Here is a 16,532-nt window from a genome sequence, read left to right as displayed (position 1 = left end):
GACGCGCGAGCGACGGCCAGGAACGACCGACCGGGGGGAAGGGGCGAGCGCTCAGCTCTGTTCGAGCGGAAGCCCGGCCTTCACCCAGCCGCTCGTGCCCCCATCCAGGTTGTAGAGCTGGCTGAACCCGAGCCGCTCTGCGAGCTTCGCCGCCGTCAGGCTGCGGACGCCCTTCGCGCAGACGAACACCACCCGGTCGCGCGGCAGCGCACGCTGCGGATCGGCCCTCAGCTGGTCGAGCGGCACCAGCCGCGCCTTCGGCACGTGCCCGAACGACCACTCGCGCGGCTCGCGCACATCCACAACGTCCACCTCGCCGCTCTTGATGAGAGCGTCCGCCTCCACGGGAGATATCGTCTGGATCATTTGTCCACTATAGCGGACGCGATCCCCGCCGGCAACCTGGGGGACACAGGTCCGACGTCGCCGCGAAATCCTGTAAGTTCCCGGATTCCGGCCTGTTTCCCGCGGCGCAGCGCGCGGGTCAGGCGGGAGCAGCAGGGCGGCGGGAGCCGCGACATCCGCCGGAACGGACAACATCGGCCGTTACGGCCAAATCAACGCGGGCGCCCGGTCTGGATTCGATGCAGCGCGTCGACCAGCGCGTCGATGTCCTCGCAGGTGTTGTAGGGGGCGAGCGACGCGCGCACCGTGCTCTCGACGCCGAACCGACGAAGGATCGGCTGCGCGCAGTGATGGCCCGAGCGCACCGCGATGCCCTCCCGATCGAGCGCCCCGCCCATCTCCTCGGTGCGCTGCCCTTGCAGCACGAAGGAGAGCACGCCCGCCTTGTCGGGCGCGGTGCCGATGAGCCGCAGCCCGGGGACGGTCATGAGGGCGTGGGTGGCGTAGTGGAGCAGCTCGTGCTCGTAGCGGCTGATGTTCTCGATCCCGATCCGCGTCACGTACTCGAGCGCTGCGCCGAGGCCGACCGCGTCCGCGATGTTGCCGGTGCCCGCCTCGAAGCGGGCCGGCGGCGGCTGGTAGGCCGTCCGTTCGAACGTGACGTCCGCGATCATGTTGCCGCCGCCCTGCCAGGGCCCCATCGCGTCGAGCACGTCGCCCTTGCCGTAGACGACGCCGATGCCCGTCGGGCCGAACACCTTGTGGCCGGAGAACACGTAGAAGTCGCAGTCGAGGAGCTGCACGTCCGCGCGCATGTGGGACACCGCCTGCGCGCCGTCCACGAGCACGCGCGCGCCGTGGCGGTGCGCCATCGCCACCATCTCGCGGGCGGGCGTGATGGTGCCGAGCGCGTTCGAGACCTGCGTGAGCGAGACGATGCGCGTCCGCGGGCCGAGCAGCTTCTCGTACTCCTCGAGGATCACCTGCCCCCGGTCGTCCACGGGAGCGACGCGGAGCCGGGCGCCCTTCTCGGCGCAGAGCTGCTGCCACGGCACGATGTTGGCGTGGTGCTCGAGCCAGGTGATGACGATCTCGTCGCCCGGGCCCACGTGCCGCCTGCCCCAGGTCTGGGCGATCAGGTTGATCCCCTCCGTGGTGCCGCGCACGAACACGATGTCGCGCGTCGACGGCGCGTTGAGGAAGCGGCGCGTCGTCTCGCGCGCGGCCTCGTAGGCGTCCGTCGAGCGGGCCGCGAGGGCGTGCGCCGCGCGGTGAATGTTGGAGTTCTCGTGCTGATAGAAGTGCGAGAGGCGATCGATGACGGCCTGGGGTTTCTGGGTCGTCGCCGCGTTGTCGAGCCAGACGAGCCGCCGGTTGTGGACCCGCTCCTCGAGGATGGGGAAGTCGCGGCGGATCGCGTGGGCGTCGAAGATGCCCGCGGAAGGGCGGAGGCCGCGGGCCAGCGCCGGATCCGCCGCGCGGATCTCGTGGGCTTCGATCCGGGGAGCGCCGACGGGCGACGCGACGCCCAGCGCGGGCGCGCTGGGCATGAAGTACGGCCGAGCGTCGTGCGCCGGGAGATCGCCCAGCACCGGGACGCGGAGCACCTCCTCGACGGCGCCGCGACGCAGCGGCTCGGAGCCGAGGAGCGGGACGCGAATGTACTCCCTGTACATCTCTGTGCCCGGAAGCGTCGCCGCGCCGTGATGGGCGGGGACCACGCCGTGATGGGCGGGGACCGCGCCGGCGTAGGCAGGGGCTGAGCCTGGATACGCGGGAACCCCGCCGGCGTAGGCAGGGGCTGAGCCTGGATACGCCGGCGCGGTCGCCATTGAAGGCGCCGCAGCAGGCAGGGGCACGGATCCCGGCGCCTGCGCAGGAGTGGCAGGTGATAGCGACGGCGCCGCGCCGGGAAGCGGCGCCGCCGGCAATGCCGCTCCTCCCTGCCTCATCGGCGCGCCGAGCACCTCATTCGCGAGCTGCGCGATCACCGCGGCCATCGCGGCGGCGTCGAAGCCCAGGACGTCGGGCGCCGACGCGTGAGCGGCGCCCGGCCTGGAGGGAGGCGTGACAAGGGGCGAGATCCCAGAGCTCCCCACGGCCCCGGGCGCCTGCGGCAGAGCACCCTGGAGATCCGCCTTGTGGAGCTCACTTGTAGTCATAGTAGCTGTCCACCTCGACGCCCTCGAGCACGCCGAGAGCGTCCTCGGTAAGCGCGGCTGCCGAGCAATAGAGGGACGCGAGGTACGCGGCGGCCCCGGCCTGGTTGATGCCCATGAAGCGAACGGACAAGCTGGGGCTCACCTCGCCGGGGATCCCCGGCTCGAACAGGCCCACGACGCCGCGCTTCTTCTCGCCAGTGCGGAGCAGCAGGATATCGGTCTTGTTGCCCGCGAGGTGCAGCTTGTCGGTGGGGATGATCGGGATGCCGCGCCACGTGATGAACGGCGAGCCGAACAGGGTCACGGTGGGCGGCGGAACCCCGCGCCGCGTGCACTCGCGACCGAAGGCCGCGACGGCCCGCGGATGGGCCAGGAAGAAGGCCGGCTCCTTCCACACCCGCGTGATCAGCTCGTCGAGATCGTCCGGCGTGGGGCCAGCGCCGCGCGGCTTGACCCGCATGCTGGCGTGCACGTTGTTGAGCAGGCCGTAGTTGCCGTTGTTGATGAGCTCATCCTCCTGCTTCTCCTTGAGCTTCTCGACGAGGACCGAGATCTGCTCCTTCACCTGATCCATGGGGCTGCGGAACAGGTCGGAGATCCGGGTGTGCACGTGGATCGTCGTGCTCACCGTGTTGAGCACGTACTCGCGCGGATTCTCGTCGTAATTGATGCGCGCGACAGGCCGCTGCGCGTCGTCGTCCGGGCTGCACTCGACGGCGAAGTCGTCCTCGACGACCCGGTTGAGCCGGAACACGCCCGCCTCGAGCGGCACCCAGGGCAAGAGCTGGACGAGCCAGCGTGGGGTGACTCCAACCCACTGCGGCGCGGACTTTGTCGTATTCGCTAGCTGGCGCGCGGCGCGCTCGCTCAGCGAGTGGGCTCCATCGTTCATGACAAACTCTTCCTAGCGCTCTGACGCGTGGGGGGTGAGGCACGTCTCGGTCAGGGCCATCGTGATGTACTATTTCCCCTGACAGCTTCAACAGGGCACGCCCTATCGCGTCCACTTTCCTCCTGTAAACTAGAGGCTTCTACGTTATGGTGGAACACGGCCGCTCAAGCGGAATCGATGTCGGCTCTGGCGGATGTCAGGGCCCGACGGCGCCGCGTGCCGCTGGCTCTGGACGTGAAGGAGAGGGGCCATGCGGCGGAGCGCCGGACTCGCGCCGCGAACACCGCTGAAACCGAGCGCCGGACTCGGCTGCGAAACACCGCGGACTCGGCGGTGAAGCGTCGCTGACGCCGTCCGCCGGTCCCGGGTCGCTCAGCGCCGTTGGCACCGGTCGCATGCCCGGCGCGGCGGCACACGGCAGCCGGGCGGCGCGAAACGAAAGTGCTTGCGCTGGCTGTCCGTTATGTTAGATACATATCCGTTGATGTTTCAAGAGCGGCGTCCGCTGCCCGCTCGAAGTCCTCACGACCGTCGAGGACGCGTGTAGGCGCACCGTCGCACGTCGTCGCATCGTAGAGGCACCATGTCGAACGTCACACGCCGCTGGTTCGAAGACAACGCAGAGTCGATCGGCCGCACGCCGCTCGTGCGCCTCCGTCGCGTCCTCGACGGCGCGAGCGCGCTCGTGCTCGCCAAGATCGAAGGGCGCAATCCTGCCTATTCGGTGAAGTGTCGCCTCGGCGCGGCGATGGTGTGGGACGCCGAGAAGCGCGGGCTCCTCGGTCCGGGGAAGGAGATCGTCGAGCCGACGAGCGGCAACACGGGGATCGCGCTGGCCTTCGTCGCGGCCGCGCGCGGCTACCGGCTCACGCTCACCATGCCCGAGACGATGAGCATCGAGCGGCGCAAGCTCCTCGCGGCCTACGGCGCGAACCTGGTGCTCACCGAAGGGCCGAGGGGGATGAGCGGCGCCGTCGCGAGGGCGGAGGAGATCGCCGCGTCGAACCCCGACCGGTACGTGCTCCTGCATCAGTTCAAGAACCCGGCGAACGCCGCGATCCACGAGCGCACGACGGGCCCCGAGATCTGGGAGGACACGGACGGGAAGATCGACGTCCTCGTGTCCGGCGTCGGGACCGGCGGCACGATCACGGGCGTCTCGCGCTACATCAAGAACACGAAGGGCAAGGCGATCACCTCCGTCGCGGTCGAGCCCACGCACAGCCCGGTGCTCACGCAGACGCGCGCGGGCCAGCCGCTCAAGCCCGGGCCGCACAAGATCCAGGGGATCGGCGCGGGCTTCGTGCCCGACGTGCTCGATCTCTCGATCGTCGATCGGGTCGAGCAGGTGACCAACGACGAGGCGGCAGCGTATGCGCGGCGGCTGACGCGGGAGGAGGGCATCCTCTCGGGGATCTCGTCCGGCGCGGCGGCGGCGGTCGCGGCGCGGATCGCGAAGCGCAGGGAGAACGAGGGCAAGACGATCGTCGTCGTCCTCCCCGATTCGGGCGAGCGCTACCTGAGCACATCGCTCTTCGACGGGCCCTCCGACGAGAGGGGGCTCGCGACGTGAGCGCGACCGATCGCGAGGCCGATCGGGGCTCTCCCGCGCCGGCCGGGGCTTCCTGGGCGCTCGGCTCGGTGGTCGCGGAGCTGCGCGCGGCCGCCCCGGACACCGGCGGCGCGCGCCGTCCGCTCGGGCGACGGCCGGCGCTGCCGTCGCGCGAGGTGCTGGTCGGCATCGCCCGCGACCTGCGCGCGGCGTTCTTCCCGGCGCACTTCGGGCCTCCGGATCTCACCGACGAGGGGACCGACTACTTCGTCGGGCGGACGCTCGACGCGGCGCTGCTCGCGCTCCACGAGCAGATCCGGAGGGGCCTCGGCTTCTCTCGGGATCTCGACGCGCGCGAGCTCGCCCGGCGCGAGGGCCGCGCGGCCGAGATCGTGCGCGACTTCGTCGCTGGCCTCCCGGCCGCGCGGGCGCTGCTCGAGACCGACGTACGCGCGGCGTTCGAGGGGGATCCGGCGGCGACGAGCATCGACGAGGCGGTGTTCTGCTATCCGGGCATCACGGCGATCTTCCACCACCGGATCGCGCACCTGCTCTACACCCTCGGCGTACCGCTCATCCCGCGTATCCTCTCCGAGATCGCCCACGCCGAGACCGGCATCGACATCCACCCCGGCGCCCACATCGGCGCGAGCTTCTTCATCGATCACGGGACGGGCGTCGTCATCGGGGAGACGTGCCGGATCGGCGATCGCGTGCGCCTCTACCAGGGCGTCACGCTGGGCGCCAAGAGCTTCCCGCTCGACGGGGGCGGGAACCCCATCAAGGGCATCGATCGCCACCCCATCGTCGAGGACAACGTGGTCGTCTATGCCGGTGCGACGATCCTCGGGCGCATCACCATCGGTCACGGCTCGAGCATCGGCGGCAACGTGTGGCTCACGCGCAGCGTCCCGCCGAACAGCCAGATCAGCCAGGCCAAGGTGCGGAGCGACGTCTTCGAGGACGGCGGCGGCATCTAGCCGCGTCCCCTGCGCGCCAGCCCGACCCGACCGACGGCGGAGGCGATCTCCTCAGCAGCCGGGGTCGGATTCGGTCCAGACACCGCCGGTACAGGTCAGATCGCCGACGCACGCGCCGCCCTCGTCGTAGCGGCACCCGGCGCCCTCGTCCGAGCACGAGCCTCCGGCCGTCAAGCCTCCCCGCGGGCACGTCTTCGTGGCCGAGCAGGTGCGGACGGTGGCCCACGAGCCGTCCTTGCAATAGCTATCGTAGTCGCAGCCGGCGTCGTGGAAGCTGCATTCCTCACCTGCGCTGCACGCCCCCCTGGGCGGCCCTTGCAGGACTCCGCACTCGGCCGCGCCCGCTTCATCACCGCCGGCGGCCGCTTCATCACCACCGGCGGCCGCTTCACCACCATCGTTGGCTTCGCCGCCGCATCCAACGAGCACATGAGCCATCAAGATCGCTGTCGCCAGTCGAATCATCATCGCCTCCGAACACGCCTCCAGTCAACAAGCGTGCCACTCTTGAACGAATGATAAGACGGCGTTTTCGGGCCGACTCTACCGCGAGTGTGCCGCTGTGTGCCCACGGCGATGTGTGCCATGGCAACGGCGGCATGACCCGATTAGGCCGTCCAGGAGGCCGCGCGGATCGCGAGCAGCCGCTGACCCCGGGACGCTGGATCGTGCGATCGACGCCGCGGGTTGCGCTGGGCCGCCGTGTGATCTAAGGACAGGAGCTCGCCCGTTCCGGGCACTCCGTGCTTTATTTTTGTTTTGTTAAGGAGGTCTTATGAATTCTTTCACCACGCGGCATCGGTTTGCCTTCTCTGTGCTCTTCTTGTGCGTCCCGCTGCTGGCCGGGGCGAATGACGACGGCTGCGGCCAGGCCATCCCCGAGGTCGACGGCGTGGACAGCGCGCCCGCCGAGCTCGTCTCCGCGGCGGCCGGGGGGATCAAGCCCGGCCGCTGTAGGCCGACCGGCTGTAGCGGGCAGGTCTGCGCGGACCAGGTCGTGTACACCACGTGCGAGTGGCGCGAGGAATACGCGTGCTACGGCGACTACGGCATCTGCGAGCGCGACGCGTCCGGCCAGTGCGGCTGGCGACAGACGCCGGAGCTCACGGCGTGCCTCGGCGGCGGGGGCGTGCTGGAGGCGGCGCGTGGCGGCGGCCCCGCGCGCTGCGTGGTCACCGGCTGCAGCGGGCAGGTCTGCGCGGACCAGGACGTGCTCACGACGTGCGAGTGGCGCGAGGAGTACGCGTGCTACGGCGAGCACGGCGTCTGCGAGCGCGACGCGTCCGGCCAGTGCGGCTGGCGGGACACCCCCGAGCTCGACGCCTGCCTCGCGTCGGCCTCGGGCATCTGAGCAGCGCGCGGGCGGGGGGGCCGGGGCGCTCCGTGGCCGGGCGTCAGCGCGAGGGGGCGCACCCGGCCATGGCCTCGCCGCCCCGACCGCCCGCGCGCTTCAGGAAGGCGCCCGGCGTGAGCCCGACGAGCTCCCGGAAGTCGGCGATCAGGTGCGCCTGGTCATAATAGCCCGCGTCCGCGGCGATGCGTGCCCAGTCCTTCGAGCTCGCCGCCCTCCGCACGGCGCGCTGCAAGCGAACGGTCCGCGCGAAATCCTTCGGCCCGATACCGATGCTCTCCGTGAAGGCGCGGCGAAGATGCCGGGCCGTGACGCCGAGCCGCTCCGCCACGCGCTCCACCCGAACCTCGTCTCCTTCGAGCAGGCGAACCGCACGGCGAGCGAGCCGTGCCGATGCCGGCTCGAAGGTCTCGTGGGTACGAAGGGCGATCGCGTGGGAGAGTCGGTCGAGCACCTCCGGCACGCTTCGCGCCGCGAGGAGATCGAGGCAGAGGTCGCCGCCAGAGCGGCCCCAGATGTCTTCCAGCGGGACGATCCGGTCCGTCAGCGCGTTCGCCGCCACGCCCAGCAGCGGCCCCGACCAGCCTGGCTTGAACTGAAGCATCACCGCCCGCGCGACGCCGGTCGCGTTCTTGAACAGCGCCCGCGTCCGCGGGCCCGCGACGGCCACATCCCCTCTCCGGCTCTCCTCGATCACTCGAAAGACAAGCGTCGTTCTTCCGTTGGGCAGCCATTCGACGTCAAGCGCGCGTCCAGCGACGGGTGCGACAGCGCGAACTTCCTCGACGAAGCGGGAGAGCGAGAACGTCGCGGCTGCAGAGTCCATCGTGCGCGGCACCCTCGTAGTCTCGCGCGCGCACCGCCGCCGGTCAAGCCGGCGCGGGAGGGCCGACGAAAATGTCCGGTCCTTCCAACCGGAGGGCGGCGACGGGAGGTACGAAGGCGGTGAAGGTACGGAGTGAGGCCGGGGCGTCCCGATGGCGCCAGGGCCCTCTTCACGGGGCCGAGCCCACGAAAGGAAATCAACATCATGAGCAAACCGACCCCCACAGCAGACGTCCCCCGCGCGCCCACGCCGGTCCTCTCGGTCAGCCCAGTCGTGCTGCCGGCCCCCGGCCGCGCCGTCGATCTCCAGGTGCGCGTCTCCGCGCCCGTGACCGGAAGCGAGCTGCCCATCCTCTTGCTCTCGCACGGCCACGGCCCCTCCAACCACCTCTCCTCCTTGAACGGCTACGCCCCGCTCGCCAACTACTTCGCGGCACACGGCTTCGTCGTCATCCAGCCGACCCATCTCGACTCGAAGACGCTCCCGTTCAGGGGCTCCGATCACCCCGAGGCGCCGCTGTACTGGCGATCGCGGGCCGAGGACATGAAGCGCATCCTCGACCAGCTCGACGCGATCGAGGGCGCCGTCGCTGCCCTCGCCGGGCGTCTGGACCGAAGCAAGGTGGCCGTCGTCGGGCACTCGATGGGCGGGCACACCGCGAGCCTGCTGCTGGGCGCGCGGCTCAAAGATCCCCACGACGGGACGGAAGTGAACCTCGCCGAGCCTCGGATCAAGGCGGGCGTGCTGCTCGCCGCGCCCGGCAGAGGCGGCGACGCCCTCAGCGAGCTCGCGGCCAAGAAGTATCCTATCTTCTCGACCATCGACTTCTCCACGATGACGGCGCCCGCGCTCGTGATCGCCGGCGATAAAGACGCCTCTCCCCACCTGACGGTCGCAGGCGCCGACTGGCATGCCGATCCCTACTTCCTCTCCCCGAGCCCCAAGTCCCTGGTCATCCTGTTCGATGCAGGGCACGGGCTGGGCGGCGTCTCGGGATATGACGTCGCCGAGACCACGGACGAGAACCCCGAGCGAGTGGCTGCCGTCCAGCGCCTCACCTGGGCCTACCTCCGCGCCGAGCTCTACCCCGGAGACCCCGCCTGGCAGGAAGCGCAAAACGCGCTGACTGGCGCGGCCAACCCGCTCGGACGGGTCGAATCCAAGTAAGCGGGGCCGCCGAGGTCAGCGCTTCGAATCCATCCAGGCGGTGACCGCCGCGGTGAACCGCTCCGGCTCCTCGAAGAACGGCTGGTGCCCGCTGCGCTCGAAGAGGCGCAGCGTGACCGTGGGCAGCGTCGGCGCGACGCCCTCCCAGAGGACGTGAGGCATCGCGTAGTCGTAGCGCCCGAGCGCGAGGAATATCGGGACGCGCAGCGAGCCCGGGTCGACCCGGATGTCCCAGGACGGCGCGAGCCTCCCGAGGAGGTGGGCGAAGAACTGGGGCTTGACGTCCGCCTCCGCGAACAGCGGGGCGGCGTCGATGCGCGGGTCGAAGAAGCGCATGGGCGTCTGCGCGAGCATGGCGTGGCCCGGCGGCGCGTCCTTGGGCAGCCTGGACAGGTTGTCTCGCAGGATCCTCTTTCGCTCCTCCGACGCGTCCTCCTCGAAGAACGACGCAGATCGCGCCGAGAGCAGGGCCATGTCGCCGCTGGGCGGCGTGCCCACCGCGATCACGTGCGAGACGCTCCCGGGGCAACGCCGGCCATACTCGACCGCCAGCGCGCCGAGGATCGAGTGGCCCAGGACCGCGATCCGCTCGAGCCCGAGCGCGGATCGGATGGACTCCAGATCTTCGGCGAGCGCGTCGAAGGTGAGGTCGGCCGGATCGCCCGTCGATCGCCCGCTCCCCCGCAGGTCGACGTAGACGAGCTTGAGGCGGTCGCTCAGCTGCGCCGGCATCTGCCGCTCGTAGGGCCGCGTGCCGATGCTGGACAGGACGAGGCACGCGGGCCCATCGCCCTGCACCGAGTAGAACAGCTCAGCCCCTTTGACGGAAACGAACACGGTCTTCCCTCCCGGCGGTCCTTGGCGAGGCCGCGCACCCCGCGCCCGACCGACGCCGCAGGCTACCAGAGTCCCCGCGCGGACCGCGAGCACGACAGCCGCTGGAGGGCGGACGAGCCGGCGGCCACGTGAAGCGCCACGACGGCGCCCGATGGGCAGGCGAGGGGGGCCGAGGGCCAGCGGCCCACGACGCTGGCTACCCCGGCTGTCCGCCCAGCCGCGTCACCGCCGTCGAGCCCGCCTCGACCCCGCGCCGCAGGCACGCCGCCTCGCCCGCGCCCTCGAGCTCCGCGGCGATGAACCCGGCCGCGAACGCGTCGCCGGCCCCGGTCGTGTCCACCACCTCCACCAGCGGCGCCGGCGCGTCGAGGCGCACGCCGCGCCGTCCGCCCAGCGCCGCGCCCCGCGCCCCGCGCTTGATGATCACCCGCTCGAAACAGGCCCCCAGCGCGATCATCTGCGCGGCGAGGTCGCCGGTGCCCGAGAGCGCCTCCGCCTCGTCGGCATTGGCGAGCAGCGTCGACATCCCCCTCGTCCACTCGAGGAAGGCCCCGGCCCCCACCTCCCGCAGGAAGCCCACCGACGCGGCGTCGATGGCGATCGGGATGCCGCGGCTCCGCGCCTCTCCGGCGAGCCACAGCACCGCCCGCCGAGGCCCCTCGGCGAAGAGCGAATACCCCGAGACGAGCACCAGCCGCGTGTCGTCGAGGAGCCGCACCGGGATATCCGAAGGCTCGAGCGCGAGGTTCGCCCCTCGATCGGTGAGGAAGCTCCGCTCCCCGTCGGCGTCGACGAGGACGACCAGCACGCCCGACGGCTCCCGCGGATCGGCCGCCAGGATCGCATCCACCTGGCAGCCCTTGAAATAGGCTTCGAGCTGCGGCTTGTCGCTGGCCCCCACCCGGGCGACGAACGACACCCGCGCTCCCATCGCGCCGAGCCACACCGCCTGGTTGGCCCCCGAGCCTCCCGGCCGGCGCTGGATCTTGGCGCGCCGGTCCGAGCCGCGCACCAGCGGCCCTTCGGGGCGGACGATGACGTCCGTCATCACGTCGCCCACCACGAGCACGCGGCCGGCATCGCTCATGCCTTGGCCTTCGTCTTCGCCTTCAGCTTGCTCAACGCCACCGCGATCTCCGCCGCCACCGCCGCGTTGTTCTCGACCAGGGCGATGTTGGCGACGAGGCTCTTGCCGCCGGTGAGCTCGACGATGCGCTTCAAGAGGAACGGCGTCAGGTCCTTGCGGCTCACGCCCTCGGCCTCGGCGCCCTGGATCGCCTCCTCGATCCGCGCCTCGATCTCCCGCGCGTCCAGGGCGTGGCTCTCGGGGATCGGGTTGGCCACCAGGACGCCGCCCAGGCCAAGCTCGAACTGCAGCGCGATGACCCTGGCCGCTTGCTTGGCGCTCTCGATCCTGTGGTCCACCTTCTGCCCGCTCTGCCGCGCCCAGAACGCCGGAAAATCCCCGGTCTTGTAGCCGAGGACCGGCACGCCCTTGGTCTCGAGCGTCTCCAGCGTCTTGGGGATATCGAGGATCGACTTGGCCCCCGCGCAGACCACCGCCACCTGCGTCCGACTCAGCTCCTCGAGGTCGGCGGAGATGTCGAACGTCGTCTCCGCGCCGCGATGCACGCCGCCGATGCCGCCGGTGGCGAACACGCGGATACCGGCCCAGGCCGCCGCCATCATCGTGGTGGCCACCGTCGTCCCGGCGACCTCGCCCGACACCAGGAGCGCCGCCACGTCGCGCCGCGAGGCCTTGGCCGCCTTGCCGCCCGCCTTGGCCAGCCGCTCGAGATCGTTCGCCTTCACGCCCACCCGGAGCTTGCCGTCCATGATGGCGATCGTCGCCGGCACGGCCCCGCTCCGGCGGACCACCGCCTCCACGCGCTGCGCCATCCCGAGGTTCTGCGGATAAGGCATGCCGTGGGTGATGATGGTCGACTCCAGCGCCACCACCGGCCGACCGGTCGAGAGCGCCTTCCTGACCTCGGAGGAGATGGAGAGGTGGTCCTTGATCGACACGCTGAAATCCTCCGGCCTCGGGCGACGCGGCCGTCTACCCCTTCGGCCGCCATGCATCGGCGGTATAGACGATCTTCCCCCCGACCATGGTCATGAGCACCTGAATCTTGCCGAGATCATCCTCGGGGATCTGAAGAAAGTTCTGGTCCAGCACGATCATGTCGGCGAATTTGCCCGGCTCGATCGAGCCCACGACCTTCTCCAGCCGCAGCTGGTAGGCCGAGTTCATCGTGATCGCGCGCAGCGCGACGTTGCGCGGCAGGAGCGGATCGTCGTTGAGCCGGCCAGCATAGGACGGACCAAAGCTGGCCGGATGCGTGGGGTCCCCCTTGCGGGTGACGCCGATCTTGAGGGCCAGGAACTCGGCGAACGGATCGATCGGCCAGTCGCTGCCATAAGCGATCCTCGCGCCGGCGTTGTGCAGGCTGCCCTCGGGCTCCAGGCGGGCATAGCGCTCCGGCCCGAGCTGATGCTTCATCGCATCGACGGAATACGGGGCCTCCTGCGCCCACTGGAACGACATCACCGGGATCACGCCGAGCGCCTTGAAGCGACCGAAATCCGCCGGGTCGACCGTCTCGCAATGCGCGATCGCCGGGCGAACGTCGTTGCCCGGCAGCCGGGCGCGCACGGCCTCGTAAGCGTCGAGCGTCTGCCGCACCGCACGATCGCCGATCGCGTGGACGTGGGGATCGAGCCCGGCCTCGACCGCCGCGAGGACCAGCGATTTCAGCGTGTCCGGCGGGTAGTACACGTCGCCGCTGTGCTTGCCCGGGACCCATTGCGGCGCGCCGTCCGTGCCCACGTTGACGTTGTACGGCGCGAGCATCGCCGCGGTCTGGGCCGGCGCCTGCAGGACACCATCCAGCATGACCTTGATGTGGCGAGCGCCGACGGAAGGGGCCGGCGCCGCGGCGGGTTGATCGTAGGAGGACGCCAGCGCCTTGACCGCGGCGATCGCCTTTTCCGGACCCTTCGCCACCTCGTCGGGATCGAGCATGATGGCGAAGAGCGCCCTCGCCGTCAGCTCGCCGCCGCGCTGCACGGCCGTGAACGCCCTCAGCGCGCGCTCGTCCGACCACGCATCCATGAAGGTGGTCACGCCCTGGCGGCGGATCGCGTCGAGCGCCGCCTTGGCGCTGCGCACGTCGTCCTCCGGCGTCGGCGGCGGCATGGCCGCCGATACGAGCGCGATGCCGGCATCCTCGAAGATGCCCGTCGGCTGGCCGCCTGCGTCGCGGCCGATCTTGCCGCCGGCCGGATCGGGCGTCTTGGCGGTGATGCCCGCCAGCGCCATGCCGCGCGAGTTGGTCAGCGCGCTGTGGTGATCGGTGGAGTGCACGAGGATCGGCCGCTGGGTCCTGAGCGCGTCGAGCGCGGCCCGCGTCGGATCGGCGTCCACCGAGACCGTGCCCTGCCGATCCCAGCTCGTCACCTCGAGCCACTGGTCGGGACCCTTGGCCGGCTCGCTGTCGAGGCAAGCCTGGATCTTCTGCTGGAGCTGCGCGATGGTGTGCGTCTTGTACTCGAGGCTGCACATCAGGCGCTGCGCCCCGCCGGACATCACGTGCAGATGGCCGTCGACCAGCCCCGGCATCAGCATGCGGCCCTTCAGATCGACGACCTCGGTCCGCGGACCCACATAACCCTGCGCGCCGCTGTCAGCGCCGACATAAACGATCTTGCCGTCGCGCACCGCGACCGCCTGGTGCACCGAGTCCGCGCCGTCGACGGTGTACACGACGCCGTTCCGCAGCACCGTGTCGGCGGCCTGCGGCATGGACGCGCCGCAGGCGACCTGCATCGCGAAGAGGGCGTGCGACGCCGCCCACGCGGCGCCGAACGCGCGACGACGGCGGGGGGGAACGCGGCTGTCCCCGGCAGCTCGAGACCTGTTCCTCATGAGCGCTCCTGGGCCCATTCAGCGTCACCTGCGACACGGCGTCGCCGTGGTCCGATGGGCTCGCTTGTCATCAGAGACGGAGTTGTTCGTCGTCGCGGCTCATGAGAGCTCCGCCCTGGCCATGCCTGCGTCGCTCGAGAGGTCATGAGTCGGGCCGCCATCCTAGCACCCTCGCCGCGGCGGGAGGGGAGCCGGCGCGGCGGAAAGCGGCCGCCGCAGGCGCGGGGCCCCGAGCGCGAGGGCGGCGGCGCACGCGAGCGCGAGCGCGGGCAGGTAAAGCCGCGGCAGCGCCGCCACCGCCTCCAGGTGGTGCCGGCCAGGGCCGACGCGCACCGCGAAGAAGCCCGGGGCGACGCGCCGCGGGACCAGCTCGGCGCCGCCGTCGCGCACGCGCCAGCCGCCGTACGCCGTGGCGCGGAAGACCACGTCGACCGGCGCCTCGGCGTCGACGATCGCCTCGTACGCGCCCGGCTCGCGCGGCGCCTCGCGCACGCGGGCGCGGGACGCGTCGCAGCCGCCGTCGGCCGCGGTGAGGCGCTCGAGCGGGCCGCGGGCCGCCTCCAGCGCCACGAACTCGCCGGGCGCGTCGAGCACGGTGCGCGACTGCGCCAGGTGATCGAAGAGCGCCGCGAGCAGATCGGCCTCGCGGCCGCGCCACACCTCGCGCACGCACCCGAGCCCGACGTAGTCCGTGCCGCCCACCCGCCGCGACAGCTCGACCTGCCCGCGCCTGTCCACGAGCGCCCACGCCTCGGGCGGCCCCGGCCGCTGCGAGGTCAGGTGGATGAGCGTGCGGACGCCGAGCGCCTCCGCGCGCGCGGCGCTCCCGGGGCGCTCGGGCGCCAGCGTGAGGAAGGCGGCCATGTGGACGCCGACGTGCGCGCCCGCGCCGGTCGAGAACGCCATCGGGACCGCGCTGCGGAGATCGGCGGCGTGCACCTTGGAGCAGGCCGCGAGCGTGTCCTCGGCGCCGTAGCTCGCGCGGCCATGGGGCGCCTCGGCGAGCCAGCGGGCGATGAGATCGGGATCGAAGCCCTCGACGTGCGGCCGGCAGCCGCGCGACGCGACGAGCGAGGCCTGGTTCTCCGCGAGGACGTGGAGCTCGGCCGCGCGGGCGGGGATCTCGAGCGCCGCGACGAGCGCGAGCGCGGCGGGCGGGAGCGCGGCGAGCGCGGCCGGGAGGTGCGCGGCGAGCGCGGCCGGGAGGAGCGCGGCGAACGCGGGGCGCGGGAGGAGCGCGGCGAGCGCGGGGCGTGGGCGGCGCGCGGCGAGCGCGGCGCCGATGCGCGCGAGCGCCGCGGCCGCGAGATCGAGCCCGGCGACGATGGCCGCGGCCGCGACGAGCGGCAGGAGGGCGAGGGCGCGCATCGGCTGGAACACGGAGAGCAGCGCGCGGCCGAGCGGGCCCGCGGAGGCGATCCAGCCGCCGCTCATCGAGAGGAGCAGCGCGGCCGCCGACGCCGCGAGGAGGGCCCGCGACGCCGGGGCGCGGAGGCGCGTCGCGTGCAGGAGGCAGGCGGCGATCCACGCCGAGCCGATCACCGGGGCGTGCTCGTAGTCGAGCAGGTCGCCCTCGAGCGTCCACGGCAGCACGCGCTCGGGCCCGAAGCCGATGTGCCGCCACCCGAGGCCGGCTGGCCAGCCGAAGGGCGCGGCCATCGACGCGATGCCGGGGCCGTAGAGCGCGGCCGCGACAAGGCCGCCGCCCGCGAGCGAGCGGAGCGCCCGCGCGCACAGCCGCCGATCCCACGCGGCGATCGCGGCCGCGGCGAGGACGGCGGCGCTCACCGCGAAGACCTGCGGATGCGTCGCCGCGCAGGCCGCGGCGAGCGCCGGCCCGAGCTCGAAGCGGGCGGGGCGGATCACCGCGGCGGCCCAGGCGACGACGAGGGGGATGACCAGGATCTGCGAGAGCAGCCCGAGGAGGAAGAACGACGGCCACCCGCCGGCGAACTGCACGTACGGCGCGACCCACGCGAGCGCCACCGCGCCGGCGGCGGCCGACGCGGGGCGCGCGCCGACCGCGCGGGCCGCGGCGAGGGCGACCAGCGGGGCGCCGACGAAGGCGGCGAGGCCGAGCCCCTTCGCCGCGACCACCGGCGCGACGCCGAGGCGGATCAGCGCCGCCGTGAGCAGCCAGCCGATCGGCGGGTAGTGCAGCGCGACCGGGAAGCCGCCGTTGTTCGTGTCGATCCACCCGTGCGGCAGGCCGCTCGTCGCGATGTCGTAGGCGATGGCGAGGTGCGAGCTCGCGTCCTTCCACAGCGCGGCGCCGGGCCCGGCGAGCGCGCGCGCGTCGCGCAGCGCCGGCAGGAGCGCGGCCGCCACCGCCGCGGCGGCGGCGAGCCAGGCGAGGCGCGGCGCGGGCGCGGCGGGCGCGGGCGCGGCGGGCGCGGGCGCGGCGGATCCCGAGGCTGCGTCGGCGCGGAGCTCGGCCAGCCGGAGGACCAGGACGCCGAGCGCGAGCAGGAGGAGGAGCATGGACAGAGCTC

General features: G+C 72.0%; 14 protein-coding genes. 4 read left to right on the top strand and 10 right to left on the bottom strand.

Annotated features, from left to right (window positions below):
* Window positions 1-51: 51 nt before the first annotated feature.
* The 3 genes from WMF33_RS32000 to WMF33_RS31990 form a co-directional block, all read right to left on the bottom strand.
* Window positions 52-366, bottom strand: coding sequence for a rhodanese-like domain-containing protein (locus WMF33_RS32000; RefSeq protein WP_437332179.1), 315 nt, complete (start codon window positions 364-366; stop codon window positions 52-54).
* Window positions 367-557: 191 nt separating this feature from the next.
* Complete coding sequence (locus WMF33_RS31995) at window positions 558-2,507, bottom strand: family 2A encapsulin nanocompartment cargo protein cysteine desulfurase (protein WP_437332178.1); 1,950 nt, start codon at window positions 2,505-2,507, stop codon at window positions 558-560.
* Entirely contained in the window at window positions 2,494-3,399 is a 906-nt protein-coding gene (locus WMF33_RS31990) for a family 2A encapsulin nanocompartment shell protein (protein ID WP_437332177.1), read from the bottom strand. The genes WMF33_RS31995 and WMF33_RS31990 overlap by 14 nt, the downstream gene beginning before the upstream one ends.
* Window positions 3,400-3,982: 583 nt before the next feature.
* Between WMF33_RS31990 and cysK the strand changes: the two genes are divergently transcribed.
* Together cysK and epsC are read left to right on the top strand one after the other, a co-directional pair.
* Window positions 3,983-4,972: a cysteine synthase A gene (gene cysK / locus WMF33_RS31985; RefSeq protein WP_437332176.1), complete on the top strand. Its 990-nt coding sequence runs from the start codon at window positions 3,983-3,985 to the stop codon at window positions 4,970-4,972.
* A complete protein-coding gene (gene epsC, locus WMF33_RS31980; RefSeq protein ID WP_437332175.1) occupies window positions 4,969-5,931 on the top strand; it encodes a serine O-acetyltransferase EpsC in 963 nt (320 codons plus the stop codon). The genes cysK and epsC overlap by 4 nt, the downstream gene beginning before the upstream one ends.
* A gap of 51 nt (window positions 5,932-5,982) precedes the next feature.
* Here the strand turns inward: epsC and WMF33_RS31975 are convergent, their stop codons facing one another.
* The gene (locus WMF33_RS31975; protein WP_437332174.1) at window positions 5,983-6,360 is read right to left on the bottom strand and encodes a hypothetical protein; all 378 of its coding nucleotides are present in this window, start codon (window positions 6,358-6,360) and stop codon (window positions 5,983-5,985) included.
* Between the two features lie 346 nt (window positions 6,361-6,706).
* Between WMF33_RS31975 and WMF33_RS31970 the strand changes: the two genes are divergently transcribed.
* A complete protein-coding gene (locus WMF33_RS31970; RefSeq protein ID WP_437332173.1) occupies window positions 6,707-7,282 on the top strand; it encodes a hypothetical protein in 576 nt (191 codons plus the stop codon).
* A 43-nt stretch (window positions 7,283-7,325) separates the two neighbouring features.
* Here the strand turns inward: WMF33_RS31970 and WMF33_RS31965 are convergent, their stop codons facing one another.
* The gene (locus WMF33_RS31965) at window positions 7,326-7,952 is read right to left on the bottom strand and encodes a helix-turn-helix domain-containing protein (RefSeq protein WP_437332172.1); all 627 of its coding nucleotides are present in this window, start codon (window positions 7,950-7,952) and stop codon (window positions 7,326-7,328) included.
* Window positions 7,953-8,312: 360 nt separating this feature from the next.
* Here WMF33_RS31965 and WMF33_RS31960 point away from each other — a divergent pair, with 360 nt between their 5' ends.
* The gene (locus tag WMF33_RS31960) at window positions 8,313-9,275 is read left to right on the top strand and encodes an alpha/beta hydrolase family protein (protein WP_437332171.1); all 963 of its coding nucleotides are present in this window, start codon (window positions 8,313-8,315) and stop codon (window positions 9,273-9,275) included.
* A gap of 15 nt (window positions 9,276-9,290) precedes the next feature.
* Here WMF33_RS31960 and WMF33_RS31955 read toward each other — a convergent pair whose 3' ends face one another.
* The 5 genes from WMF33_RS31955 to WMF33_RS31935 all read right to left on the bottom strand — a co-directional run bounded on the left by WMF33_RS31955 (window position 9,291) and on the right by WMF33_RS31935 (window position 16,521).
* Complete coding sequence (locus WMF33_RS31955) at window positions 9,291-10,112, bottom strand: alpha/beta fold hydrolase (RefSeq protein ID WP_437332170.1); 822 nt, start codon at window positions 10,110-10,112, stop codon at window positions 9,291-9,293.
* Between the two features lie 196 nt (window positions 10,113-10,308).
* Window positions 10,309-11,199, bottom strand: a complete 891-nt coding sequence (locus WMF33_RS31950) for a carbohydrate kinase family protein (protein ID WP_437332169.1) — start codon at window positions 11,197-11,199, stop codon at window positions 10,309-10,311.
* Window positions 11,196-12,137: a pseudouridine-5'-phosphate glycosidase gene (locus tag WMF33_RS31945; RefSeq protein ID WP_437332168.1), complete on the bottom strand. Its 942-nt coding sequence runs from the start codon at window positions 12,135-12,137 to the stop codon at window positions 11,196-11,198. Before WMF33_RS31945 ends, WMF33_RS31950 begins: the two co-directional genes overlap by 4 nt.
* Before the next feature lie 34 nt (window positions 12,138-12,171).
* Window positions 12,172-14,040, bottom strand: coding sequence for an amidohydrolase (locus WMF33_RS31940; RefSeq protein WP_437332167.1), 1,869 nt, complete (start codon window positions 14,038-14,040; stop codon window positions 12,172-12,174).
* Between the two features lie 162 nt (window positions 14,041-14,202).
* Entirely contained in the window at window positions 14,203-16,521 is a 2,319-nt protein-coding gene (locus WMF33_RS31935) for a hypothetical protein (protein ID WP_437332166.1), read from the bottom strand.
* Window positions 16,522-16,532 lie beyond the last annotated feature (11 nt).

Origin of the sequence: Sorangium sp. So ce394 (assembly GCF_051474665.1) — a bacterium.
GTDB classification, from domain to species: domain Bacteria; phylum Myxococcota_A; class Polyangia; order Polyangiales; family Polyangiaceae; genus Sorangium; species Sorangium cellulosum_D.
Note: the sequence above shows the minus strand (reverse complement) of the source record. Positions and strands in the feature narration are given on the sequence as shown.